Raw genomic sequence first — 26,883 nt, 5'->3', positions numbered from 1 at the left:
ATTTAGCTCACACTGATTGAATCATTTTTCGTAAGTTTTAATCATAAAAAAAGCCAATGACTTTTTACAGAGAAATCCATTCTATCTCTCAATAACGTAAAATAGTCACTGGCTTTTTGTTTACCTAGTTGTTTTTTACCACAACTGATTTAAACCCATATCCCAAAAAGCAACTTCCATCCGAGTAGCTGTACTAAAGATCTTATTTAATTGCTGACCCTGCTCCTTCGTCATACCAGTAGCTAGCTTTTCAAGGTGTTCTTTGGCATACCCCACTACTTCTCTATATTCAGCGCTAGCGTACATATCAATCCAAGGGCGATAAGGATTACCCTCCAACACTGTAAAAGGTTGAGCTAATAGCCAATCTACCGACTCAGCATACCCTACTAAGCAAGGCATCAGTGCCACGTGCAAGCTCAATAAATCGTTACTTAAGCCACAATCAAGTACATAACGCGTATAGGCAACACAAGCACTTGCTTCTGGCTCCTCTAATAGTGCCTCTTCACTAATTCCCCATTCTCTACAATAATCAATATGTAAGGCAATTTCCGTATCCAACATAGCATTCACACCTGCCTGAGCATAACGCATGTCGGCAAAGTTTTGACTTTTATAAACAGCCAATCCCCACGCACGAGTAAATTGCAACAAAAATAAATAATCTTGTTTTAGATAGTGTTGGAAACTCTCTTTACTTAAGGTTCCCATCGCCAATTGACGCAGAAATTCATGTTGTGTATAGGCTACCCACTCTTTATGAGCTGCATTTTTTAAATTTTCAAAAAAACTCATCTTTGCTTTATTTCTCACTTATTGTTCAATTGCATAATCATCAACATCGCTCTTGTTTTTAATTAATTTTTTATCTAACATAAATTGAGCAAACTCTTCATACCGTTGCTTATTTAGCTTACCCGGCTGCTTTGCTAGATACGGTAAGGTATCTTTCCATGCACGACGATTTAATTCATTATCTAGTTCTTTTGGCTTATAGCTAACAAAATCTGTCCAAGCCTTCTCTGGCTCTGCATTGATATAAGTCACGGCTTTACTTAAGGCTTCATTAAACTTTTTCCACTTTTCGTTATTACGATCCTTATTATTGACCACTAAAATTAACTCATCATAGGAAGGAACACCATGATCCTCAACAAAAAAGGCTTTCCCTTGTTGGTTTTCAAGCTGCATTTGGTTTAATTCAAAATTACGGAAAGCGCCAATAACAGCATCAGTTTTCTTCGTTAATAATGATGGGGATAACGACCAATTGACATTAACCAACTCTACATCTTTTAGACTTAAACCATGATGCTCTAACATCGCGCCTAGTAATACATCTTCAAATCCAGCAACAGAAAAACCCACCTTTTTACCTTTCAGATCCTGAATATCATTAATCCCACTATCCGCTAAAACAACGACTGAATTTAACGGGTTATCTACGATAGAACTTACTCTTGTTAATGGCAAACCTTCATCAATTTGCATATGTAATTGTGGTTGATAAGTTACTGCCATATCTGCTTTACCCGCAGCAACTAGTTTAGGGGGTGTTGACGGGTCAGCAGGCTCCACAATCTCTACCTCTAAGCCTTGCTCCTTAAAATACCCCTTTTGTTGTGCAATGATTACTGATGCATGATCTGGATTAACAAACCAATCTAATACTAAATTTATTTTTTCTTGAGCATTTACTGAACCAACAAATGCCAATGTGAGTAATCCTGCTAAGGTGCTTTTAATCATACTATCTTTCATCTTATCTCCTTTCATTGATAATTTACCCAAGGAAGTATTTTTCTTAACATAACATCAATACCAAAATAAAGCATCAATGCCATTAACGCTAATACAAATAGACTAGCAAACATTAAATCTATTTGCATTCTTGCATTTGCATGCAACATTAAATAACCAAGTCCCTCACTAGAACCAACCCATTCCCCAACTACCGCTCCAATAGGGGCTACCGAGGCTGCCACTCGCAACCCAGATGCTAATGAAGGGAGAGATGCTGGTAAGCGAATATAACGCAATTGCTGCCATGTATTGGCTTGCATCGTTTGTGCCAAGTCTAACCATCCCTGAGGTGTTTGCCTTAAGCCGTCATAACAAGACGCGGCGACAGGAAAAAAAATAATCAAACTCGCCATAATAATTTTGGAGCTCATCCCATAGCCAAACCAAACCATTAACAATGGGGCAACCGCAAAAACAGGGATGGCTTGGCTAATCACCAGTAGAGGTAATAACCAAGGACGTATAGGTTTAAACATTTGTAAGCTTAATGCACTTAAGAATCCTGCCAAGCAACCACATAACATGCCTAATAAAATTTCCAATGCTGTGATGCTAGCATGCTCTGCAATTAAATCAATACGCTGATTAAGCGTTTGAAAAACTTGTAAGGGACTAGGTAAAATAAATTTAGGAAGCCCTGTTATCGTCACAACCAATTGCCACAGCACAATTGTTCCAAATGCAATCAACAATAAACGCCCCAAAAGAGAAATTTTTTGCATTTTTATCTTCCTCTTTTTAAACGGTTGAAAGTTGATTTAATAACACACTCTGCCATTTTAATACGTCAGAATCATCAATTGATCTTGGGGTATCTGATGATAAATTTACCATATGTACTAATGACGCAGGTTGTTGATTTTTGGCTTGCATGACCCAAATATGCTGGCTTAATCGAAGCGCTTCTAATGGATCATGCGTAATTAAGATAACCGTTTTATCTCGAAACAGTTTAATAAACAATGTCTGTAACTGTAGTCTAGTGGCAAAATCTAGTGCTGAAAATGGCTCATCCATCAAGACAATAGGCTTATCTTCCAAGAGTGTTCTAGCCAAGGCTACCCGCTGTCGTTGACCACCCGAAAGTAGATACGGCTTTCTATCCCCCAATCCTGATAGCCCTACTTGATTAAGTAATTGCATTGCAGACTCTTGTACAGATGGTGTTAAATCACCTCTTAACTGGAACCCTAAGCAAATATTTTCCAATACGGATAGCCATGGCATTAATAAATCATCTTGTGCCATCCACGCAATGCGAGAAAATAATGGTAACCCATCATCAGCCATTACCTCACCCTGCCAGGTTTGATGTGAAAGTAGTCCTGCCATTATTTTAATCAGACTACTTTTCCCCACTCCTGAACTACCTAAAATACTATGCCATTGACCTGCCTGAAAATGTGCCGAGACCCCTGTAAACAGGGGGCTTTGATCATAGTCAAAATGAAGGGATTTAATAATAATTCCAGGCGCTTGCATATAGGTCTATAAGATTCCTAACCATTTCCAATAGGTGGCAGCAAATAGCACCATTAATAAATAGCCAATCACAGTAACCACGATACCCACTTTAGCAAATTGTTTTGCATTAAACGTTTCTGTACCAAGACAAACCATATTTTGTGGCGCATTAATCGGTAAAATAAACCCATAACTGACCACAAAGCCTAAAATCATGGTCATACCTAAACGATTAATGTCACCCGGAAGATTTTGCAATAACGCAATCATAATGGGAATCATCGAAGAAGATAAGGCCGTAGCACTCGCAAAACCTAAGTGGATAATAATCAGAAAGGCGGCCAATACAGCAAATATCATTGTTGGACTAAATGTATCTAGCCCTGTATTAGCTACAATCTGTGTTCCTAGCCATTCCCCCGCTTTAGTTTGAAGCAGAGCAGTTCCCAAACTAATACCCACCCCGAAAACAATGACTGTTCCCCAAGGTACTCTAGCTTGAATATCTTTCCAGTTAATCACGCCAATTTTCGGTAGCAATAACACAGCTAAAGCTACTGTAGTCGTCGCTGTTGTATTGAATTTATGTAATTTACCTTCTGTCGCCCAGAAACCGATCAAAATCAATGTTACTAATAACAAACGTTTCTGAGCAGAAGACATTGGACCAAGCTCTTCTTTTTGCTTCCTAACAGTTTCTCGTCCACCTTGTAAACCGTCAACTTCAGCAGGTAATAATTTTAATACCACTACTACCAATACAACAGACATGATTAATGACCATGGTAAGGCAGCGATTAACCAGTCTACCCAAGCGACTCGTTCACCTAGCATCTTTTCCATAAAACCGACTGTTAACAAATTCTGCGCAGCTGCCGTCTGAATACCTATATTCCAGACACTAATACCTTCAGCGACAACAATCATAAGACCCGCCGCTAAATTAGAGCGCTTATCAACGCCAAATGCCGCAATAATCCCCATAATAATGGGTAACATTGCCGCTCCCCTAGCTGTAGCACTTGGTACGACTAGACTTAACACAATAATAACGAGGATAGTTCCGACAAAAATTGATTTCGTACTCGTTCCCACCAAATTTAAGGTGCTCAACGCAATCCGTTTATCTAAGCCAGTAAATGTCATACATGCAGCTAAAAATAATGCTGCCGTCACCAATGCTAACGCAGAATTACCAAACCCAGTTAAAGCGAGATTCATTGATGCAGACGTACCCCAATCCTTTGCAGGATTGTCCATACTTGGTGATAAGCCAACGAGAAAAACAATTAATCCCAAGATAATAATGGAACTAGTTTCATAAGAAACAGCTTCACTCACCCAGACAATAATAGCAAATACCAAGATAGCCAAAACGCGGTGTCCTGCAACAGGCAAGCCTTCTGGCGTAGGTATTAATAAAATACCTATCAGCGCCAACACACCAATAATTAATCCGAGTGGGAATTTCCCTGGTGCCAAAAAACTCTCTTTTGTAGGCATAATAAAACCCCTTTTTGCAACTCCAAACAACTACATTACCTTAGTGTGCCAAATCAATCTGTTAAATCAGATGATATAAAACACCTATATATCCACTATTATAAAACACAAACTATTATTCCAATATGAACTCGTTTGAATTTATTGGAGAGATTAATTAGATAAAAAAATCCCAATCACACTTTTCAAGTGGATTGGGATTAGATGTATTATGATTAGTTAATCTGTAGAAGTTCAGACTTCATCTGACAGTTCCCCGTTTGACAAGCGGTGTCTGTCAGATTAGATTTAGCTCAGCTTTTTGCTGTTCCAAATCTGTTTACCATCAATCAATGTTTCTATGGGTGTTCGCCCACAGCACATCTTTCCTTGATGAGTTCGTTCATTATTATAGAAATCAAGCCATTCGTCTAGGTCTTTTTGCAAACTATCTAAATCAGCATAGAGTTTTTTGCGGAACGTTACTTGATAAAACTCCTGCAAAATGGTCTTATGGAAGCGCTCGCAAATACCATTGGTTTGAGGTGATCGAGCCTTAGTCTTTGTATGCTCAATTTCATTAATAACTAGATAAAGCTCATAATCATGATGCTCTACCTTACCGCAGAACTCTGTTCCTCTATCTGTCAGAATGCGTAATACAGGTAAATCATGCTCTGCATAAAAAGGTAATACACGATCATTAAGTAAGTCTGCAGAAGTAATAGGGGTTTTAGAGGTGTATAGCTTACAATGCGCTACTTTACTGTAAGTATCGACATATGTTTGCTGATAAATACGTCCTACCCCTTTTAAATGCCCCACATAAAAGGTATCTTGTGAACCCAAATAGCCAGGATGCGCGGTTTCAATCTCACCCATGGCTTGCTCTTCATCTTTCTTGCGTTCAAGAGCTTGTATTTGTTGCTCATTCAGAATAATTCCTTCTTGCTGTACTTTCGCCTCTAAGGCGTTTAGACGTTTGGTAAAGTTCTCCAAGTTGTGCCGCAACCAAACGGAACGAACACCACTAGGTGATACAAATATTCCCTGTTTACGCAACTCATTGCTAATTCTTAGTTGACCATAGGCAGGATAATGAATCGCCTTCTCTATCACCGCTAACTCAGTGGCTTCGTCCACTCTATTTTTAAGGTTAGGCACCCGTCTATTACGATCAATGAGTGCCTCTATACCGCCTTCTTCAACCAATTCTTTATAGCGATAAAATGTATCCCTCGATACGCCCATAATTTTGCATGCTTGCGACACATTTTTTAATTGCTCTGCTAAATTAAGCAGTCCTGCTTTATGTTTAATCACATTATTGGTAGTATGTAACATGAGAGTTTCCTTTTGTTTGTTTAAAAGATTCGCACCTCTTATTCAAACGGGAAACTCTCTTTTTTGCAACTCATTTGTCAGATTTGGTCTGAACTTCTACAGTTAATCTTCAAATAAAGATTCACTAATCTTCAAATAAAGATTAACTAATCTTCAAATAAAGATTAACTAATCTTCTTTTGATTTTGACGTGCAGGTTTTTTCAAATTAATTCTCCAAAATATATCTATGTAGAACTCATGATAAAACCTGCACGCCGAAAGTACCTCTGTATCTACAAACTAAAATCCCAATCACACTTTTCAAGTGGATTGGGATTAGATGTATTATGCTGTGAGTTTAGAAATGTTTCTCACAACTTTTACAAAAAAAATTATTGTTGTACTGCGTATAAGTACACTTCGACTCGGCGATTTTGTGCACGACCTTCTTCTGTACCATTATCAGCGATTGGGTCATTGAAACCACGGCCTTCTGTCATTGCACGTGAGCCATCAACACCTTTAGTAGCTAAATAACTAACAACACTTTGAGCACGGCTTTCAGATAATTTTTGGTTAAGTTTAGCTGTGCCTTTATTATCTGTATGACCAATTACTTTTACACGTAATGTTGGCGCTGCAGTCATTTCTGATGCTAAAGCGTCTAACACAGGATACGCTGTAGATTTCAATTGTGCGCTACCTGTATCAAATGTTGCACCCTCTGGGAAATTAACTTTTAGGCTACCGTCAGGCATTTTTGTAGTTGAAACACCAATTTTTGAACCTGTTTCATCCACTTTTCCTACGATACGATCCCAGTTATAACCAGTGATTGCACCAGCTACAGCACCAATACCAGCGCCGATAGCAGCTGATTTCGAGTTATCACCAATTAATGCACCAACACCAGCTCCAAGAGCAGCACCGATACCAGTTCCTGCGGCAGTATTACCTGCAGTAGAAGCACAACCAGCAAATACAGAACCTGCTAAAACAACAGCGGCTAAACGAGTATATTTCATAAATGACTCCTAATAGATATTTAACGGAGATTAACCAAATTAATCATTAATCCTATTCTAAAAACAATTTCGCTAGATGACTAGCTCTATTATTGCCTTTTTTAACATTATTAACGATTAGTTTGTAAAACATTGTAAAACTATGGCGCTTTAGCTAACAGCATTACCAGCTTATAGTCTAAATGGGTTGCTAATCGAAACGTTATCTGCTCAAACTCAATATAACCTTGTTGAGGGTGATTAAATTCTCGTACCCCTCCCTCACGAGCGAGTACTGTTTGTCTATCCCAACAAAGTTTAAATAGCTCACTTTTTGACGATAAGTCTTCGACAAAACTTGCCATTTCTAATTGCTCAATACTAGCAGCCACATCAGCACGAAACTCTGCTACAGCACGAACAGCTCTATTTTCCCATCCTATCACGATATCACGTGCTTTAGGCTCTTGGAAAATAAATTGTAATAAATTTGGTGATGTTGTCTTTGCTATCCAACCATCGAATAATTCATTAATTAAGTTATTGAAATACAATATATTCCACGATTTATCAAGTATATAAGCAGGGCTAGCAATTGCATCAACACACTCTTGTAAATAACTTGATAAACTACCATGCTCAGCCTTAGTCACGTCAGGATCAATAGCATCAGCCAGCTCAAATAAATAAGCTCTCTCAGCAGAGTTTAAGTGTAGTGCATCAGCCAGTTTCGACCATACTTGCGCTGATACAGAAACATCTCTACCTTGTTCAATCCATGTGTACCACGTCACACTAATATCACACAATAAGGCAACTTCCTCTCGGCGTAAGCCGGGCGTGCGTCGCCTCAGACCAGGTGATATACCTGCTACTTGTGGACTGACTCTAGATCTAGCTTCCCGGACAAACTCACCGAGAAGCTGTTTTTTACGTGACGGTGATTTACTCTGCATCTATTCTATTACCGAATGTAAGGCTTTTTTGGCTTTAGCCTCTTCAAACCCTGTGCGTCTACGATAATCATCAAATTGGTCTTGACCAATATTACCAATACTAAAATAATCCGCTAAAGGATGACTAAAATAAAAGCCTGAGACACTTGATGCCGGATACATCGCATAACTTTCAGTAAGCTTCATGCCAATATCTTCAGGTTTCATCACACGGAACATATCTGCTTTGACGGTATGCTCTGGACAAGATGGATAGCCAGGAGCAGGACGAATACCGACATATTTTTCCTCAATGATTTCTTCATTGCTGAGGTTTTCCTCATGTACATACCCCCATAAGTCTGTACGAACACGATGATGCAAACATTCAGCAAATCCTTCTGCCAAACGATCAGCAATTGCTTTAATCATAATCAAGGAATAGTCATCCAACTCTTTTTCAAAATGCTCTTCATGCACTTCAATCCCTAAACCATTGGTGACAGCAAACATACCAATATAATCTTTAACCCCAGAGGATTTAGGCGCAATATAATCTGCTAAACATTTGTTACGAACATCTTCTCGTTTTTTATTTTGCTGACGTACCAGATGCCACGTAAAAAGCACTTCTTCTCGTGACTCATCTGCATACACCTCGATATCTTCTTCATTCACACTATTTGCTGGATAAAACGCTACCACACCACTCGCTGTTAGCCATCTTCCCTCAATAATTTTGTGCAACATCTCTTGACCGTCAGCATATAGTTTTCGTGCTTGCTCACCCACTATTTCATCGTCTAAAATTTTTGGGAAACCACCTGCTAAACCCCATGTCATAAAGAATGGACCCCAGTCAAAAAATTTCACAATTTCTTTTAAATCATAGGATTCAAATAAGCGTCGGCCAATAAATTTTGGTTTAGGAGGAGTATAGTGTTGCCAATCTATCTGTTCTTTATTTGCTCGAGCTTCCTCTAGAGGAATAACGGGATTCGCTCGTCTATTAGCATGACGTACTCGCACTTGCTCATATTCTTCCGCTAAATCTCTTAAAAAGGCGTCTTTGTTATCCGACACTAAATGAGTACAAACACCCACAGAACGACTAGCATCAGGGACATAGATGACTGGACCTTCATAATTAGGAGCAATCTTAACAGCAGTATGCACGCGACTTGTTGTGGCTCCACCAATCATCAGTGGTATTTTTTTCTCTCTAAAATAAGGATCACGTTGCATTTCAGACGCCACATAGGCCATTTCTTCTAAACTCGGTGTAATTAAGCCTGACAAGCCAATAATATCGGCATTTTCTTCTTTTGCTTTAGCCAAAATATCCGCACATGGAACCATTACACCCATATTAACGACTTCAAAGTTATTACACTGTAATACTACGGATACAATATTTTTCCCAATATCGTGTACATCCCCTTTAACAGTAGCAATAACTATCTTCCCTTTAGCTCGCACATCCCCACCTGCTGCCTCAATTTGACGCTTTTCTTCTTCAATAAACGGCACCAAATGTGCGACCGCTTGTTTCATTACCCTAGCAGACTTAACTACTTGTGGTAGGAACATTTTACCTTCACCAAATAAGTCACCCACCACATTCATACCATCCATCAAGGGTCCTTCAATCACCTCAATTGGACGACCACCTTTAGACGCAATAATTTGCCTAATTTCTTCCGTATCCTCAACAATAAATTGTGTAATACCATTAACTAAGCCATGTGTTAAACGTTGCTCTACAGGTAAATTACGCCATTCCAAGTTTTCTTCTTTTTTCTGTCCAGAACCTTTAACTTGTTCTGCAAACTCAACTAAACGTTCAGTGGATGTTCGCTCATCATTTTCATCTGTTTTGCCTACGGGATACTGACGATTTAGAATTACATCTTCTACCAAGTCACGTGTTTTTGGATCTAAATCTGCATATACCCCTAACATCCCAGCATTAACGATCCCCATCGTTAAACCTTCTTTAATTGCGTAGTATAAAAAGACCGTATGGATCGCTTCACGCATCACCTCATTGCCACGGAATGAGAAACTGACGTTAGAAATACCGCCTGACATACGTGCATAAGGCAAATTCTCATGAATCCATTTAACCCCTTGGATAAAGTCAAGGGCATAGTTGTCATGTTCCTCAATCCCTGTAGCGACAGCAAATACGTTAGGGTCAAAAATAATATCTTCTGGAGGGAAATTTAATTCATTCACTAAAAGATGATAGGCTTTACCACAAATTTCTTTACGGCGCTCTAAATTATCAGCCTGCCCTAACTCATCAAAAGCCATTACAACAATAGCTGCACCATATTTACGGCATAACCGTGCATGAGCTAAAAATGGTTCAACACCCTCTTTCATAGAGATAGAATTAACGACTGGCTTGCCTTGTACACATTTAAGACCTTCCTCTATGACTTCCCATTTAGATGAGTCAATCATGATAGGTACGCGCGAAATATCAGGTTCAGAGGCAATCAAATTCAAGAAACGACGCATACTAGCTTTTGCATCTAGCATAGCCTCATCCATATTCACGTCAATTATTTGTGCCCCATTCTCCACTTGTTGACGGGCAACAGCGAGTGCCTCATCAAATTTTTCCTCTTTAATCAAGCGCAAGAACATTTTCGAGCCGGTGACATTAGTTCTTTCACCGACATTAATAAATAAGGTACTGTCATCAATATTTAGTGGCTCTAACCCTGATAAGCGAGTTTTTACGTCTACTTCTGGTACTACACGTGCAGGCAATGCATGTACGGCTTCTGCTATTGCTTTTATATGTTCAGGGGTAGTTCCACAACACCCCCCCACCATATTGACAAAACCTGCTTGAGCAAATTCTTTGAGCAAAGAGGACGTATCTGTAGGCGTTTCATCAAAACCAGTATCACTCATAGGATTCGGTAGTCCAGCATTCGGATACACACATAAGTAGGTGTCACAGATTTTTGATAACTCTGCCACATAAGGACGCATGAGTGCTGCCCCTAAAGCGCAATTTAACCCTATCGTAATGGGTCGCGCATGGCGAATTGAATTCCAAAAAGCTTCCACTGTTTGCCCAGACAAAATCCTACCTGAAGCATCCGTAACCGTCCCTGAAATCATGACAGGTAGACGAATACCTCTTTGTTCAAAGACTGTTTCAACAGCAAAAATCGCTGCTTTAGCATTTAAGGTGTCAAAAATGGTTTCAATCAATACAATATCAATGCCACCATCTAACAAGCCATTTAATTGCTCAGTATACGTCGCCACCAACTCATCAAAGGTAATATTACGAGCACCTGGGTCGTTCACGTCAGGCGAAATGGAAGCTGTTTTGGGTTGTGGACCAAGAGCACCTGCGACAAAGCGAGGATGTGTCGGTGTGGAATATTTCTCACAAGCTTGTCTGGCTAACTTCGCTGACGCAAGGTTCAATTCATAAGCAAGATGGGGTAAATCATAATCACTTTGAGCTACTGATGTCGCACCAAAGGTATTCGTTTCAATCACATCAGCACCCGCTGCCAAATATTTCTCATGAATTTCTAAAATAATATCAGGGCGAACTAAGCTTAAAAGCTCATTGTCCCCTTTTACATCCTGAGCATGATCAATAAAACGACTACCTCTAAAATCTTCCTCAGTTAATTTATACTGCTGAATCATCGTCCCCATAGCTCCGTCAAGAATCAGAATTTTTCCCTTGCTAAGTTGACGTGCAAAATCTGCTCCATGAGTATATGCCTCAATAGGGTAAGGTAATGTTGGGTATGCCACTGTAGACCTTTAAAAAAATGATAATCAAAGAAGCAAATTTTAACACTTCCAGACTCGTAAAAAACCTATCTTTTAAGGAATGATAATTTTCCAAACAGACAAAATTGTTAATTTCCTGATACCTCCATAGTCTATTGATTACTTTTTTATCCCTATAATGTTTACTTTAAACATGAAATTTATTTAAAAAAACAACAATTTTCATTAATTATTTTCATAAACAAACAACTTATCGTAAAATAACGTTAGCTTTTATCAAGGTGCTTTTGGCATTTCTCCCTTGCAGAAATGAGGCAAAAGTAAATGGGAAACAGTAGATAAATTGAACTTATCCAAGCTGTGCTGCCCCCGCAACGGTACCACTCTTTAGTCAAGCCCGATCTCAGCCTTTTTAAACATCCCTTAATTTTTGTGCGGGGACGCACACTTTTTAGGCTCATTCACATGAAATTTTCTCCTTTGAAAACAGCTCTTGCGGTTGCTTTTTTTCCTGCTGCTGTACTCGCACAAGAGTCCAGCGTTCCTTCTTTAGAACCTATCGTTGTAACAGCTTCTCGTACGCCCCAACCTATCAGTAATGTCATAGGTGATATAACGGTGATCGATAGTGCCCAATTAAAACGCGAAACTAGTCCGACATTACTTGACCTATTCGCTCGTACACCCGGATTACAAGTGTACGACTCAGGCGGACCACAAACTGTTAGTGGCATTTACACACGAGGAGCAAATCCACAAGCTACCTTAGTTATGTTCAATGGTTTACGTATTAACGATACGACGGCTGGCAGCACTTTCTGGAATCTTATTAACCCAGCCTTATTCAACCGCATAGAAATTATTCGTGGCGCAGCAAGTGGCTTATATGGTTCAAACGCAATGGGTGGAGTGATAAATCTTATGACAACACCAACAGAGACGGGACCTCGCGATTTAAGCTTAATCGCTAATATAGGTGGAGGCTCTAACGGTACCTTCCGTACTAATGCAGCGATTTCTGGTGCGACAGAAAAATTTGATTATTACTTAGCAGGAGCATATGCTACAAGCGAAGGCTTTAATGCAAGCAATACAAAAAACACTTATGTCTATAACCCCGATAGAGATGGTTATAACCAAGCATCTATGACAGGTAGTTTAGGCTATACATTTGCTCCCGGTCATCGCCTCGGGGTGAACTTCTTAAATGCGGTAAGCCGTAATGAGTTTGATGCGGGTAATGACCCTTGGAGCGTACAAAATGCTTATGGCTATTCACGTCAGAAAGCCTATAGTATCACTAGCAATAATCAAATAAGCCATTGGTGGGAAAGCGTTGTACAACTTTCTTATGGAAAATTGCATTCAGATGATCGTGCTTACGGATCAACTTTTGACTCTCGCACTAATTTCTACAGCTGGCAGAATAATTTTAGTCTAGATGAGAATCAAACATTATCTGTTGTATACGAACATACCAAAGAGCGTGCGTTTAATAGTAATGGCTTAACCCAACAAAAACGCCATACAAATTCAATAGCTGCTCTTTATAAGGGTGATTTTGATCGTCATCATATTCAAGCAAATATCCGTAGAGATAAAGTCTCAGGAGTCAAAGGTAGTACAACGGGTGGTTTAACTTACGCATTTGATATGACGCCAGAGTTCCAAGTAGGCGCTGGTTATAGCACAGGCTTCCGAGTGGGGACTTTTGCAGACATGTTCTCGCCTCTAGCATGGGGCTTCCAAGGCAACCCGGATCTTCTCCCAGAAAAATCTCGTCATGTTGAGCTAAACTTACGTTATAACAGCAATGATACTCAAGCAAGTCTTACTCTTTTTCAGACAAAATATAAAGACTTAATCAATGCATATGACTGCAGTACATACCCATGCTCTACAAGCAATGTTGACAAAGCAACTATCAGAGGGCTAAGCGTAGATGCTAGCCAACGCCTAGGCTATACAACTCTCTCTCTTGGTGCAGATTTCTTAAATGCCAAAGATGATAGCACTGGTAAGCGTCTCGTACGTCGAGCCAACCAAATATACCGTGCCAGTATCAGTCATGAATTTGAACGTATTAATTTAGCCGCTGACTACTTATTTGTAGGACACCGCTATGATGATGCCTCTAATACCAAAGAAAAACGTTTGGGTGGCTATGGCTTGGTAAATTTACGCACTGACTATAAAGTAGCGAAGAATTTCCAAATCCAAGCCAGTGTTAACAATGTATTTAATAAGAAATATGCCCCAGCTTATGGCTACAATGCTCAAGGCACTAATTTCTTCTTAAATCTAGCTTATCAACACTAATGATGAATAAAAAAGGGACTTCACTTCGCTCTATAGGATTGTTGTACCTCTTGACTGGGGCAGCTATTTCAAATACTGCCCTGTCATTTGAAACACCAACAGTGATTAGTCTATCACCCGCGGCCACAGAACTTATTTACGAGCTAAAATTAGAGAATCACCTTATTGCCGTTGATAAAAATAGTAATTTTCCTGATCAAGCAAAACAGCTCCCAAATATTGGTGATGCCTTTAATCCTAATCTTGAATTATTAGCTCACTATAATCCAGATTTTGTTATACATTTCTCGAAAAGCCAAACCCTAGATGCGGCTCAACAGTCTCTCAAATTAACTCTTGTTCCCATGCAGCCAAAAAATATGGAGGAGTTATTTAAACACGCAGAAGAATTGGCAAGTAGATTGCAGCATTCCCGCACAGAGCAAGTTAATCAATGGCGGCAGCAATGGCAAACGCTGAATAAACACTATCAATCAAATAGTGTTTCGAAAAAAATTTTTATCTATCTTGGCTTTAACCCTATCTATACACTAGGCAAAAATGCTTTTCTCTCTCAAAGCCTACATAGCTGTGGCACACAGGGGTTATTTGATGATCAAAACGTGGCTTCACTAATGATTTCAAAAGAACAATTATTGGTAAGTCCTCCTGATAAAGTCTTAGTAGGCATTTCAATTCATGAGAGCATACCAAAACGCACACAACAAATCATTGATGAACTTAAAGCATTGGGCATTACCTTAACAACAAACCAAATCGTTTTTGCTAATCAAGATATTCTCTTTCGTCCCACCATACGTTTTTTAGACTATTTACCTACTTTATGTCAGCAGTTACAACGTGAAAACTAATTGCCATATTCATCAAACTAACCTCACTGAAGCCAAGGCTATACTAGGGAGCCTCTAAAGAGGCTTGTATCGCTTTAGCAGCTACGACTCCGTCAGCCATTGAAGTAACCACACAGGGATGCATACGATTAGCCACCTCACCAATAGCATAAATACCAGGCACACTAGTTTGTGCTGTCCGTTGATCCGTCCAAATATGTCCTGTTTCCATCAAGGCAAGATTTAAACTGGCTATTCCATCCAGCTGTGGTTCATAACCATAAAACACCATCACAGTATCATAGTGCTCACCATTAACAGTCATTTCTTCTGGATTAAAATTATAGTCCCCGATATGTAAATGTTCGGGATTAATAATAGATAACCATTTCTTTTGTGCTCGTAAAGTTCGAGCAAAAATATCAATTTGTTTAACCCCTCTATCCAAGGCATAAACAGCATTTTCTAGGGCATTATCACCGCCACCTAGCACAGCCACCTTTTTCATGATGAAGTCATGCATATACACATGTTTACCAGGCCCCAACAATATTTCAGGATAATATTTTCCAGCAGGCATTTGTGGCGGGCGTTTATGTTTAACACCACTAGCAAGTACGACATTCTTACCCATTAAAGCATTATTTTCCCCAAAAAAGACCTTGAAAAGAGGAAATTCACTCTCTGCATGCTCCACACGTTGGATACTAGTGACTGTTTGCTTTAATAAAACAGGAACTTTAGCCGCCTCTAGACTCTTTTGTATTTGCAAGGAGACCTCTTCACCTGTTAAATCAGGAGCGGTCACATTCCAAACATCTTGGAAAGGATTAAGTGCACTTAATCCACCCACTACACTAGCCTTATCCAATACCACGGGCTTATAACCCAATAAAGATAACCATACAGCACAAGAGGCGCCCGCTGGACCTGCCCCAACAATCACCGCATCATAAACAGTAGACATAGAGAATTCATCATTGTGTTTTTAAACATATCACCCTATTGTAGCCAATTTACCTATAGAAAACATTACAATTTAGACTTATTGATTTAGCATTAAAATAGCTTATGATACCCGCCCATAAAATTTTTTTTAATCGTCTGCGTTTAGATGCTCGTATAGGTATACTCGAGCATGAGTTACGAGCCACTCAAATTATTTATATTGACGTAGAATTAGACGTACAACCTAAACAAAAAGCGAATGATTTAGATATTCGCTCAGTATTGGACTATCGCAAAATACGTGAAGCCATTATTGAGGAAACCTCTCGTACACATGTTCACCTTGTCGAAGTGTTGGGAGATACTATTACGACCCGTTTATTAAAAGACTTCCCTGAAGTAAGCCAAGTCAAATTGCGCATCAGCAAACCCGCTGCTTTCTCTGACTGCGATGCTGTTGGTATTGAATTCCTAGTACATCGTTAATTTGATTTTTTATCCACTCTATCCTTGTTGCTTATCATAACACCTTACCATGCAAGAAATTGATTCAAATTTAAAAGAAAAACTTCGTATAGATAATAACAAACTTAGTAAACGTATTATTCGAGAAACAGGTAAAGCCATTGTTGATTACAATATGATTGAGGATGGCGATAAGGTTATGGTGTGCTTATCTGGTGGTAAAGATTCGTATGCAATGCTTGATGTATTAATGACCTTACAAAAAAGAGCACCCATACATTTTGATATAGTTGCAGTCAATTTGGACCAAAAACAGCCAGGCTTCCCTGAGGAGGTATTACCGACTTATTTGAGTAGTATTGGCGTTGATTTTCACATAGAGAATCAAGATACTTATTCGATTGTAAAAAGAGTCATTCCTGAGGGAAAAACGACTTGCTCTCTTTGTTCGCGTCTACGTCGAGGAATTCTATATCGAGTTGCTAATGAATTAGGTTGTACCAAAATTGCGCTAGGACATCATCGTGACGATATTTTGGCAACGTTTTTTCTAAATCTTTTTTATGCGGCAAAACTCAAAACAATGCCTCCTAAATTAGTTAGTGACGATGGCAAACATACTGTTATACGTCCTCTTGCTTATGTCACTGAAAAAGACCTGATTGCTTACGCTAAACTCAAAGAATTTCCTATCATTCCATGTAATTTATGCGGTTCACAAGAAAACTTAAAACGCAAACAAGTGGCGCAAATGCTGAGAGACTGGGAAAAAGAAAGTCCTAAAAAAGTCTGGAATATTTTTAAAGCGATGGCTGCTGTTGCACCATCTCATTTAATGGATAAAAATCTTTTTGATTTTGTGAACCTAAAGCCTACTGGTATTGCCGATGAAGATGGTGATAAAGCATTTGATCAAGACAATTTTGCTGATTATTCGCCATTAATGGATGATGATGAAGACACACACGATGATAACAGCACAACAAGTCCTGATAATGCTCTCAATGCAGCACCCAAAAATAAGTTAAGCAAAACAATTAGCATTCAAAAACTCTTTTAATTCTAAAATTTTTTAGACTTTTGTTTTTTAATTGATATTTACCACTATGCAAACTGTTGAAAAAAACTTACTACATGCACCCCTAGGTAAAAGTAGTGACTACCCTACTCAATACGATCCAAGTCTACTTTTTCCGATTTCTCGACAAATTGGACGTGACCATTTGAGTATTAAACCTTATCCAGAGTGGTACGGAGAGGATGTCTGGAGAGCATTTGAGGTATCTTGGCTTAACCCAAAAGGTAAGCCTGAGATTGCTATCTTACGCTTTACTATTCCAGCTACCTCTAGCCACATCATTGAGTCTAAATCGTTTAAATTATATTTAAATTCGTTTAACCAAGAAAAATTATCTTGGGATAATTTATACGCTCATCTAGTTCAAGACTTAAGTCAAGCGGCTGGAGGTACTGTTAATATCATCAGAGAAAACGCTCATACTCTCTTAATGAGTGATAAACATTCCCCTTATCCTGACTCTACCGTTATAGCCCCTCTTGAGGCAATTAATATTGATAATCTAGACATCGAATGCTCTATTTATGAGCCAACAGCAAGTTTACTCAAAGCCGATACTGATAGCATTCGTAAAGAAGTATTAGTCTCTGATCTATTAAAAAGCAATTGTCCAGTCACTTCTCAGCCAGATTGGGGAAGTGTCGTCATTAGCTATGAAGGTCCTGCGATTGATCATGCATCACTTCTAGAATATATTGTTTCTTATCGTACACATAATGGATTTCATGAACAATGTGTAGAGCAAATTTACTGCGATATATGGCAACAGTGCCAACCAACATTCTTAGAGGTGTACGCCCGCTATACACGCCGCGGTGGATTAGATATTAGCCCTAGACGTGCAAGTAGCTCCGCTACACTCGACAAAAACTATCCACAAATTATTCGAACACCTAGACAATAACTTACCTATAACCCCCCGTTATGGATAGTATCCAATCGACGGGGGAATCGTTTATTTTTGAGAATCAATTTAGTGACAGAAAGAGTTTAACGGTAATGGCACGTCATTACTCAGCTACAGATTTGTGATCCCCCCAAAAACGGCGTCGACTTGTATGTCCAATACCGACATTAAAACTATTTGTTGGATCTAAGCGCTTATAATGATTTTGTAAGGCAGCTTTTGCTAAATATAGATGACCCACATTATGTTCAGCAGGGTATTCTGCGCCTCTACCATCAAGCAAAACCCACATTTTATGCTCCATTTCTAAGGGATCAACGCCTTTGCGAATAATATAGTCTTGATGGAAAACATGGCAGAAGAAATGTCCATAATAAAGTTTATGAATGATGTCTTTATTTAATTCATCGGATAACTCTTCTTCCCACTCTCGATCATTCCGACGTAAGGCAATATCCAAGGCCACAATATCTTCCACTTCATCACGATGACTATCTCTATAACGAATTGCCGCACCAGCAATCGCAAAGCGATGTAAAAATGCTTTGCGCCCCTCTTCTGCGGTGCATAAGAAATAGTTGCCTGTGGTGTGTTCCTTAAAATAGTCTTCTAAATAACGCTGAACTAAATCAACATCTTGTTTTTCAATACGGATAATAAGGTGATGCTGATATAAATCCCTGAAGTCATTCATTCGCTTAGGTAAATGGTTGGGAAAAAATTTCATCATAAATTGAAGACATTTATCACTCCAACCTTTTAAACCGATTTTTTCTAATTTAATATCAATCTGAGTCTTAGTAGCAAACATCTTCGGTACTTTGTTCGTACCAAATTTCTCAATAAATAAGAAGACATCCTTACCATATTCCGCACCAATATCATAGGCAGTACGATGAATATACTCCCCAGCAATAGGTAAGCGAGGTAACTCTTTCAATAAATAGCGACGGATATTCGTCAAGTCATCTTGTGTCTGACTGCCAATATAAAATACCTCACTAGCGACTTTAGGGAATGTATCTAATCTCACCGCAAAAACACATACCTTACCTGCAGACCCAGATGCCTCAAACAAACGATTGGGATTATTATTAAATCTAGCAGGCGTATCCTCATCTACCTGCGCGACATCAAATGCATAATTTTTATCAGAAGCATGTTTTCTGTCATCATTATCAATATCTTCTGGACGATAAGTACCATTCTCCAACGCATTTAAAATTTCTTCTGGCGATTCACCCAAATTAATACCGAGATGATTAATCAACTCCAATTGATTTTCTTCGTTCAACCGTGCATATAAAGCGAGCTCGGTATAAGCGGGTCCCCTACGAACTAATGCCCCACCAGAGTTATTACAAATCCCTCCTAGCACAGAAGCTCCAATGCATGATGAACCAATAACGGAATGAGGCTCTCTAGAATGCGGTGCAAGGGCTTTTTCTAATTCATCTAAGGTAGCACCGGGCAAACAAACAACTTGCTCTGCTTTGTTAATAAGCTGAATCCCTTTTAGTCTCGTCGTATTCAAAATCACCACTGGACGATCATAGTCATCACCAAATGGGGTTGAACCACCTGTCAACCCCGTATTAGCGGCTTGCATAATTACAATACAATCAGGCAAGACCGTATTTAATACCTTCCATTGCTCAATCAATGTTCCAGGTGTGACAACAGCTAATACACTACCAGAACCATAACGTTTTCCTTCTCGATATAACTTTGTCTGAGCTGCATCAATTAAAACGTTTTTATCGCCAACTATTTTTCTTAAAGAAGTAATTAACTCATTATGTTCATTTGCCACCATGTCTCTCCTCCTCTAAGGATGAATCAATGAAATACTCATCCTTAGCATATTCAATTAAGGTTTACCCCTTAATTTCTTGCTCAATTTTTACCAGGCAATCTGAGGTAATCTCTGCTACTGTTTTTGCCCCAGTCAGCGTCATTGCAACACGCATCTCTTTTTTCATAATTTCTAAGAGATTTTCAACACCAGCCTGACCCTCTGCTGCTAAGGCATAAGCAAACGCTCGCCCAATTAGACATGCATCTGCACCTAGAGCAATCATACGTACAATATCTAGACCATTACGAACACCAGAGTCAGCAAGAATCTTTAGTTTTCCTTTAACAGCATCTGCTATCATCGGTAAGGCTTTCGCACTAGATAAAACACCATCTAATTGACGACCGCCATGGTTAGAAACCACTATGCCATCAGCACCAAATGTGACAGCATCACGAGCATCATCTGGATCCAGAATACCTTTGATAACCATAGGTCCATCCCAGAATTCTCTAATCCATTCGAGATCTTTCCATGAAATAGAAGGATCAAAATTCGCTCCTAGCCAACCAATATAGTCCTCTAATCCTGTGGGTTTACCTAAATACTTAGAAATATTACCTAAATCATGTGGACGACCATTGAGCCCTACATGCCAAGCCCAATGAGGATATAGTGTTGATTGAGCATAGCGTCTAATAGCAGCATTAGGACCGCTCATGCCTGAATGTGCATCACGATATCGAGCACCCGGCACTGGCATATCTACCGTAAAGACTAATGTACTGCAACCAGCTGCTTTAGCACGCTCTAATACATTTTTCATAAAGCCACGATCACGCAACACATACAACTGAAACCACATTGGTCGTCTAATAGCAGGTACTACTTCTTCGATAGGACAAACTGATACAGTCGATAAGGTGAATGGAATGCCTTTATTATCCGCTGCTTTTGCCGCTTGTACCTCACCACGTTTAGCATACATACCTGTTAAACCCACTGGTGCAAGAGCCAATGGCATAGCAAGCTTTTCACCGAATAATTCGGTTTCGGTACTTAGCTCTGCCATATTACGTAAAATACGTTGACGCAGAGCAATTTTAGAGAGGTCATCTACATTGTGTTTTAACGTTGCCTCATCATATGCTCCTCCATCAATATAATGGAATAAAAAAGGAGGTAAGCGTCTTTGTGCCGCTTTACGATAATCTTTTGATGATGAAATAATCATGATTTTTCCTAAAATTTCTTTAAACGACTCGTACGCTCACGTCTTGCTTCCGACTCGTTAATCTCTTTTACTTTATCAATAACATAGTGAATATGCCCTTGAACAATATTTAGTGCGTTCTGTGCGTCACCTTTTTCAATCGCTTCTACCAATTCTTTGTGCTGTTCATTAAGATTATCAACCATCTCAGCATCACTATACATTTTGTGACGAGCAAGCACGACATTATGATGTAATAGTTCAAAAACATTACGCATCAATTGAATCAATACAGCATTATGACTAGCTTCAGCAATAACCAAATGAAAATTAGCATCTGCATCGGACGCTAAGATTAGATTTCCTTGTTGTTGGTACTCTAATAACTGCTCATAAGCTTGACGAATTTCTCGTTTTTCTTCAGCGGTTGCCCGTAGACTGGCATACCATGCTGTACCACCTTCTAGCACAGCTCTTGCTTCTTGTACATCAAAACGATAATTAGGATCCTCAGAAACCAATTTACTTAATTGATTTAAGTTTGAATCAATCCTCCACATTGTAGGCGACTGTTTTAAATAAGTTCCAGAACCCACTCGCGTTTCGAGTAAATCTTGTGCAATTAATTGCTTAAACAATTCTCGTAAGCGAGTTCTGGAAATGGAAAGAATTTCACAGAGTTTTCTCTCGGCTGGTAGTCGCTCTCCAATTTGTATACTTTGACTTTCAATAAAATCAGCTAATACTTGAGTGAGAGGATTACTAACAGCCATTTGAAAACTCTTATACTTAATTAATGGGGTACTGGAATCATGCCAGGCAACCAATATGCCTGCATAGTGACAATAATACCAATAATTACAGCAAAAATTAAGCTATGTTTAACCGTAAAGCGGAATAGATCCGACTCTTTACCAACTAAACCAACCGCGGCGCAAGCAATCGCTATTGATTGAGGTGAAATCATCTTACCAGTTACACCACCACTCGTATTTGCCGCCACTAACAATATATCAGAGACACCAATTTGATGTGCTGTTGTTGCTTGTAACGCAGCGAATAATGCATTAGCAGACGTATCTGATCCTGTTAAAAACACCCCTAACCATCCCAAGAATGGAGAAAAGAATGGGAAAGCATCTCCTGTATGGGCTAACGCTAATGCTAATGTAGCTGATAAACCAGAATAATTAGCAATAAAAGCAAAGGCTAATACCATACCGATTGAGGCAACAGGAATTCGTAACTCTTTTAAAGTTTCACCAAAAGTAGATACCGCTTGACCTGGTTTCATACGTAAATAAATAATAGTGATGATAGCGGCAATAAAAATAGCTGTGCCGGTTGCCGATAACCAATCAAATTTATAAATAGCAGCATAATTCGTTGCTTCACTAACGACAGGAGGCAGTTTTTGTACCAGATTATGCAAACCAGGCACTGGAATAGAAATAGCAAAGTGTTCTAATGGACCGCCCGCTTTAAATAAATCCTTGAATGGCTTAATACTCCACAACGTAACCATTGCCGTCAAAATAGCAAATGGCATCCATGCTCTAACAATTTGACCTGTTGTATATGTGTGTTTTTCTACCGTTTTATTCTCATCATTATTAAATCTGAATGTTGTTTTAGGTTGCCAGTATTTACATAGCACGGTCAATGCTATCAATGTCATAATAGCTGCCGTAATATCTGGTAATTCTGGGCCAATAAAGTTTGATGTTGCCCATTGTGTGATAGAAAATGCTAAGCTACCTACTAAGATAGCAGGCCACATTTCTTTAATACCGCGCCATCCATCCATAATGGCCATTAACCAAATTAAGACAATTGGTACTACAAATGGTAATTGACGACCCACCATTTGACTAATATGGAAAGGATCTAGATTGGATACCTGACCTGCCACAAGAATTGGAATACCCATTGCACCAAAAGCAACTGGTGCCGTATTTGCAATTAAACAAAGACCTGCCGCATATAATGGCTTAAATCCTAACCCAACTAGTAATGCTGCAGTAATCGCCACTGGTGCACCGAAACCTGCTGCACCTTCCAAGAAGGTACCAAATGCAAAGCCTACAAGTAACATTTGCATACGTTGGTCTTCTGTCAAAGAAATAATACTTGAGCGAATAATATCAAATTGCCCTGTTTTCACAGAAATTTTGTAAAGGAATACTGCACCGATAATAATCCATGCGATAGGCCATAGACCATAGAAAAAGCCATAAAGCACTGATGATAATGCCATGCCAATTGGCATACCATACGCTAATATTGCTACTAAAAAAGCTAGTATGACTGTTACAGAACCAGCAACGATTCCTTTTAAACGAAATACCGTTAGCGCTAAAAAGAAAAAGATAATGGGAATTAAGGCGACTAGACTGGATAGCCATATATTCCCCAATGGATCATATAGTTGTTGCCATTGCATTGGTTTACCCTCCTTTGGGAAGAAATTATACATTCATCCTCTTTAAATTGGTATTACCAATAATATACTGGATATACCGATTTAAAGAAGATGACATAATAAGCAAATTATTCAATCTTGATAATTAGGGTTTTTACTGGATTTAGGCGAAATAATATGGGCTATTTAACGATTTTTAGAGGAAATTTAAATTAGCAGAGACTTTTTAAACTAAATAAATCTAGATCATAGAATATGAGCGTAAATAGCGAATAAGCACTTCTAATATCTAGTCATTTAATTTAATATTAATCAGTATGTAAAAAATTTAGCGATCATTTTTCATTATTTAAGGAAGCAAATCATGCAAGATCTTGTTAGACAGATACTCACCCCTACAGGCTTATTACGTGTCTGCATTAACCTAGGCAATGCTGTTCTTGCCCAACAAGAAAAAGGAGAACTAAAAGGAATATCTGTTGATTTAGCTAAGAAACTTGCAGAACAGCTTCAAGTGGAGCACCAATTTATCATTGTAAAAAATGCTTCAGCATCTGTTAAAGCTATTTCTAGTGGAGAGGCAGATATTGGTTTCTTTGCGATTGATCCTCAACGTGCTGAAGTGATTCAATTTAGTCAACCTTATTTGAGCATTTATGGTTCTTATCTTGTTCATCGTCATTCTTCTATTCAGCACATAAATGAAGTGGATAATACAGCGCATCGTATTGTTGTAGCGAGAGGAAGTGCTTATGATTTATACCTAAGCCGACATCTTAACCATGCTCAATTAATCCATACTCAAACCTCACAAGAAGTAGTCGATGTATTTTTAGCAGGTTACTATGAANCATGCGCCCAACATCCCCCCTCAATCACTTGCTCATCGGCAAAGAGGGCTTTATAACCGGCGTAATCATCACACATCAGACTACCGCGCCAATCGCCTAAGAATTCGCGGGCATGAGCGCCTGAGCGACCTGGCTTAAAGTCATAAATCACCGCTTTCATCTGCTCATAAGCACCCGGGGCATAGACCCAGAAATAACCACGTTGCGTTTTGCCCTTTTTATGGTGCATGTAAGTGATGGGGGTCTCATCGGCATGCAATACCGAATGCGAGAGCACCTCTTGGCGTAAAGCATCAACGAGCGGTTGTAACTGTGCGCCACAGGTGCCTACCCAATCCGCCAGCGTAGAACGGGCAATGCGTACACCGCTGCGCTCAAAGATGGCTTCTTGACGGTGCAACGGCAGATGGTCAGCATACTTCATGATCAGTACTGTCGCCAGCAGTCCGGTCGTTGCCAACCCCTTATCAATGATGTGAGGAGGTACCGGCGCTTGATTGAGGGTCTTGCAACAATCACACACGTATTTCGGACGAATGTGATTCTCCACGCTAAAAGTACCGGGCACATAATCCAGTTTCTGACTCACCTCATCCCCAAGATGACGCATCTCAGCACCACAACCACAGGTCGTGCTTTCCAACGTATAATGAATATCCACCGAGGGCAATTCCGCCGGCAAACGCATACGAGACGGTGTGCGAGGTGTGTGCTCTTGACCACTCATGGACGTTAATTGCTGACCGATGTTGTCTAACATCGTTTCTAGCTCAGCCAAATCCTCATGGGCGTCATCTTCAAAAAGTTTCGCTTGTAGGTCAGGGAGCTGTTCGCTACGTTTAGCAAAGTTGATACGTCTTAAGATCGCCAACTCCATCTTCACTTGTTCGTAAGCGCTCAGAACACGACGATAGGCCAGATCCTTTTCTTCCACCTGTGCTGCTTTTTTTACAATCAATGCGTCTTGTTGAGCAATTAAGGCTTGTTGTTGCAGCACGAGTTCGCGCAACTGCTCAGCAGTTAACTGGGATAAATCAGAGGAAAGAAAAGCAAAAGAATTCGGCATAAGACGTAGTATGCCTTATGCCGATAAAATAAGCGATACCGAGAATACCTAATTGACAAGATCGCCCCACTTAGCTCACGATCAAACTAACAATAACGATAGATACCGGCTTCACCTAAACGATGCCAAGGCAGCCCCAAGGCTAAGGCCTGCAGTTGTTCTGCCGACAGTGCCGGATTCATCCGTGAGCCTGCACCGTGAAAGCGTCCTTCATGTAGTCGACGAACACATAGCCACGACCCCATCGCATCGTGCATGAGTAATTTAAGAAGCGTGTGCGTGCGATTCATAAACACATAGGCTTCGTGAGGTGCCACCTGACCAAAGCGCTGAATTGCCTTAGTGCGCAAGGTATCCATCCCCGCTCGTAAATCTGTCGCCTCACTCACCAGGATGATTTTATCTAGTGCCAGTAGGCTAGACGCTTGCTCTTGAATTCCCACTCGTTGGGCGGTCTCGATACGCATTAAAGACGGCATTGATTTCTCCTAACATACACAAAACCATAGTGTCGCGCAATTTAGCAGGAATGAATACATGTGTTCACCGGACGCTTACCTATGAAGTCGCTGCCGGCGTGCATCAACAACTTTTAGCAGATGCCCAACGTGTCAAAGATGTCCGATTATTACCTGGACATTTTATGGAGATTCAGCAGGCTATGGGCGTTGCAAAACAGGCGGTCTCAAGAGTGATTGACTATTTAAATCAATTCTTAGCTCAGCACAGGGGACTAATTAAGTCTTAAACGAACAAGCTAGTTGGATGGGATGAGAGCAAAAGGAATTAAGCCTCACGTAACTTTTTCTTCCTAGGTTTTCGATAAAATAATAGTCGCTATCTAAAAGTAGTCCTTGATCACTCTATTAGTCTCTTGCGTATGAGGTTAGCAAAGGATAATATCAGGTAGGAATAGCGAGCGAGAATTGTCTGAAGGGGTGGTGATGGTTGTAGGGGGTTATTTTAATGGCGATGAGTTTAAACCGTGGAGGGGGAGCTAGTTTGTTATGGTCGCTAGACGTAAAAAACCCTCTAGAGGGAGGTCTAGAGGGTTTAGCGAATAAGAAGCTTGACGATGCCCTACTTTCACAGGTGTCCACCCACTATCATCGGCGCAAAGGTGTTTCACTGTCCTGTTCGGGATGGGAAGGAGTGGGACCACCTTGCTATGGTCGTCAAGCGTAAAACGGTTA

23 protein-coding genes and 1 rRNA gene are annotated in these 26,883 nt (G+C 39.7%); 7 read left to right on the top strand and 17 right to left on the bottom strand.

What is annotated here, in order from left to right:
* Positions 1–135: 135 nt before the first annotated feature.
* The 9 genes from tenA to metH all read right to left on the bottom strand — a co-directional run bounded on the left by tenA (position 136) and on the right by metH (position 11,814).
* A complete protein-coding gene (gene tenA / locus BQ4443_RS05635; RefSeq protein ID WP_031274119.1) occupies positions 136–798 on the bottom strand; it encodes a thiaminase II in 663 nt (220 codons plus the stop codon).
* An 18-nt stretch (positions 799–816) separates the two neighbouring features.
* The gene (locus tag BQ4443_RS05630) at positions 817–1,764 is read right to left on the bottom strand and encodes an ABC transporter substrate-binding protein (RefSeq protein WP_071058328.1); all 948 of its coding nucleotides are present in this window, start codon (positions 1,762–1,764) and stop codon (positions 817–819) included.
* Positions 1,765–1,775: 11 nt separating this feature from the next.
* Positions 1,776–2,528 (bottom strand): ABC transporter permease, encoded by a 753-nt coding sequence (locus BQ4443_RS05625; RefSeq protein WP_071058327.1) that lies wholly within the window; start codon positions 2,526–2,528, stop codon positions 1,776–1,778.
* A gap of 16 nt (positions 2,529–2,544) precedes the next feature.
* On the bottom strand, positions 2,545–3,288 hold the full coding sequence (locus BQ4443_RS05620; protein WP_071058326.1) for an ABC transporter ATP-binding protein: 744 nt from the start codon (positions 3,286–3,288) through the stop codon (positions 2,545–2,547).
* 6 nt (positions 3,289–3,294) lie between these two features.
* Positions 3,295–4,773, bottom strand: coding sequence for a DASS family sodium-coupled anion symporter (locus BQ4443_RS05615; RefSeq protein WP_071058325.1), 1,479 nt, complete (start codon positions 4,771–4,773; stop codon positions 3,295–3,297).
* Positions 4,774–5,061: 288 nt separating this feature from the next.
* On the bottom strand, positions 5,062–6,096 hold the full coding sequence (locus BQ4443_RS05610; RefSeq protein ID WP_071058324.1) for an IS481 family transposase: 1,035 nt from the start codon (positions 6,094–6,096) through the stop codon (positions 5,062–5,064).
* Positions 6,097–6,469: 373 nt separating this feature from the next.
* Positions 6,470–7,102: a YiaD family glycine zipper/OmpA-like lipoprotein gene (locus BQ4443_RS05605; RefSeq protein ID WP_023953160.1), complete on the bottom strand. Its 633-nt coding sequence runs from the start codon at positions 7,100–7,102 to the stop codon at positions 6,470–6,472.
* 140 nt (positions 7,103–7,242) lie between these two features.
* Positions 7,243–8,037 carry a helix-turn-helix transcriptional regulator gene (locus BQ4443_RS05600; RefSeq protein ID WP_023953158.1) on the bottom strand — a complete coding sequence of 265 codons (795 nt, stop codon included), beginning with the start codon at positions 8,035–8,037 and terminating at the stop codon, positions 7,243–7,245.
* Positions 8,038–11,814 (bottom strand): methionine synthase, encoded by a 3,777-nt coding sequence (gene metH, locus BQ4443_RS05595; RefSeq protein WP_023953156.1) that lies wholly within the window; start codon positions 11,812–11,814, stop codon positions 8,038–8,040. It abuts the gene before it with no gap.
* A 444-nt stretch (positions 11,815–12,258) separates the two neighbouring features.
* Here metH and BQ4443_RS05590 point away from each other — a divergent pair, with 444 nt between their 5' ends.
* Positions 12,259–14,112: a TonB-dependent receptor domain-containing protein gene (locus BQ4443_RS05590; RefSeq protein WP_023953154.1), complete on the top strand. Its 1,854-nt coding sequence runs from the start codon at positions 12,259–12,261 to the stop codon at positions 14,110–14,112.
* Positions 14,112–14,963 carry an ABC transporter substrate-binding protein gene (locus tag BQ4443_RS05585; RefSeq protein ID WP_023953152.1) on the top strand — a complete coding sequence of 284 codons (852 nt, stop codon included), beginning with the start codon at positions 14,112–14,114 and terminating at the stop codon, positions 14,961–14,963. Before BQ4443_RS05590 ends, BQ4443_RS05585 begins: the two co-directional genes overlap by 1 nt.
* Before the next feature lie 43 nt (positions 14,964–15,006).
* Here BQ4443_RS05585 and BQ4443_RS05580 read toward each other — a convergent pair whose 3' ends face one another.
* Positions 15,007–15,909 carry an NAD(P)/FAD-dependent oxidoreductase gene (locus tag BQ4443_RS05580; RefSeq protein ID WP_023953150.1) on the bottom strand — a complete coding sequence of 301 codons (903 nt, stop codon included), beginning with the start codon at positions 15,907–15,909 and terminating at the stop codon, positions 15,007–15,009.
* Between the two features lie 107 nt (positions 15,910–16,016).
* Between BQ4443_RS05580 and folB the strand changes: the two genes are divergently transcribed.
* From folB to queF, 3 genes are read left to right on the top strand one after another with little or no spacing between them, the layout of a single operon-like run.
* Positions 16,017–16,376: a dihydroneopterin aldolase gene (folB, locus tag BQ4443_RS05575; protein WP_071058925.1), complete on the top strand. Its 360-nt coding sequence runs from the start codon at positions 16,017–16,019 to the stop codon at positions 16,374–16,376.
* Positions 16,377–16,425: 49 nt separating this feature from the next.
* Positions 16,426–17,415, top strand: coding sequence for a tRNA 2-thiocytidine(32) synthetase TtcA (ttcA, locus tag BQ4443_RS05570; protein WP_071058323.1), 990 nt, complete (start codon positions 16,426–16,428; stop codon positions 17,413–17,415).
* 46 nt (positions 17,416–17,461) lie between these two features.
* Positions 17,462–18,337 (top strand): NADPH-dependent 7-cyano-7-deazaguanine reductase QueF, encoded by an 876-nt coding sequence (gene queF, locus BQ4443_RS05565; RefSeq protein ID WP_023953143.1) that lies wholly within the window; start codon positions 17,462–17,464, stop codon positions 18,335–18,337.
* A gap of 106 nt (positions 18,338–18,443) precedes the next feature.
* On the opposite strand, the gene dld is transcribed toward queF, so the two are convergent.
* The 4 genes from dld to lldP form a co-directional block, all read right to left on the bottom strand.
* Positions 18,444–20,156, bottom strand: a complete 1,713-nt coding sequence (gene dld, locus BQ4443_RS05560) for a D-lactate dehydrogenase (protein WP_023953141.1) — start codon at positions 20,154–20,156, stop codon at positions 18,444–18,446.
* 61 nt (positions 20,157–20,217) lie between these two features.
* The gene (gene lldD, locus BQ4443_RS05555; protein ID WP_071058322.1) at positions 20,218–21,372 is read right to left on the bottom strand and encodes an FMN-dependent L-lactate dehydrogenase LldD; all 1,155 of its coding nucleotides are present in this window, start codon (positions 21,370–21,372) and stop codon (positions 20,218–20,220) included.
* 8 nt (positions 21,373–21,380) lie between these two features.
* Complete coding sequence (locus BQ4443_RS05550) at positions 21,381–22,124, bottom strand: FCD domain-containing protein (RefSeq protein WP_023953137.1); 744 nt, start codon at positions 22,122–22,124, stop codon at positions 21,381–21,383.
* 20 nt (positions 22,125–22,144) lie between these two features.
* Positions 22,145–23,794, bottom strand: coding sequence for an L-lactate permease (gene lldP, locus BQ4443_RS05545; RefSeq protein WP_031274879.1), 1,650 nt, complete (start codon positions 23,792–23,794; stop codon positions 22,145–22,147).
* A 343-nt stretch (positions 23,795–24,137) separates the two neighbouring features.
* Here lldP and BQ4443_RS05540 point away from each other — a divergent pair, with 343 nt between their 5' ends.
* A complete protein-coding gene (locus tag BQ4443_RS05540; RefSeq protein WP_071058321.1) occupies positions 24,138–24,680 on the top strand; it encodes a transporter substrate-binding domain-containing protein in 543 nt (180 codons plus the stop codon).
* On the opposite strand, the gene BQ4443_RS05535 is transcribed toward BQ4443_RS05540, so the two are convergent.
* Entirely contained in the window at positions 24,617–25,690 is a 1,074-nt protein-coding gene (locus tag BQ4443_RS05535) for an IS66 family transposase (protein WP_256330913.1), read from the bottom strand. The genes BQ4443_RS05540 and BQ4443_RS05535 overlap by 64 nt on opposite strands.
* A gap of 86 nt (positions 25,691–25,776) precedes the next feature.
* Positions 25,777–26,169: an IS66 family insertion sequence element accessory protein TnpB gene (tnpB, locus tag BQ4443_RS05530; RefSeq protein WP_083331814.1), complete on the bottom strand. Its 393-nt coding sequence runs from the start codon at positions 26,167–26,169 to the stop codon at positions 25,777–25,779.
* A 50-nt stretch (positions 26,170–26,219) separates the two neighbouring features.
* On the opposite strand from tnpB, the gene BQ4443_RS12770 reads away from it, so the two are divergent.
* Positions 26,220–26,438, top strand: a complete 219-nt coding sequence (locus BQ4443_RS12770) for a type 2 periplasmic-binding domain-containing protein (protein WP_071058272.1) — start codon at positions 26,220–26,222, stop codon at positions 26,436–26,438.
* Positions 26,439–26,757: 319 nt separating this feature from the next.
* On the opposite strand, the gene rrf is transcribed toward BQ4443_RS12770, so the two are convergent.
* Positions 26,758–26,870, bottom strand: a 5S ribosomal RNA gene (gene rrf, locus BQ4443_RS05520).
* Between the last annotated feature and the right edge of the window lie 13 nt (positions 26,871–26,883).

This window comes from Pelistega sp. MC2, assembly GCF_900099475.1.
Classification (GTDB): domain Bacteria; phylum Pseudomonadota; class Gammaproteobacteria; order Burkholderiales; family Burkholderiaceae_B; genus Taylorella; species Taylorella indica.
The sequence above is the reverse complement of the archived record's forward strand: the minus strand, read 5'-3'. Positions and strand labels throughout refer to the sequence as shown.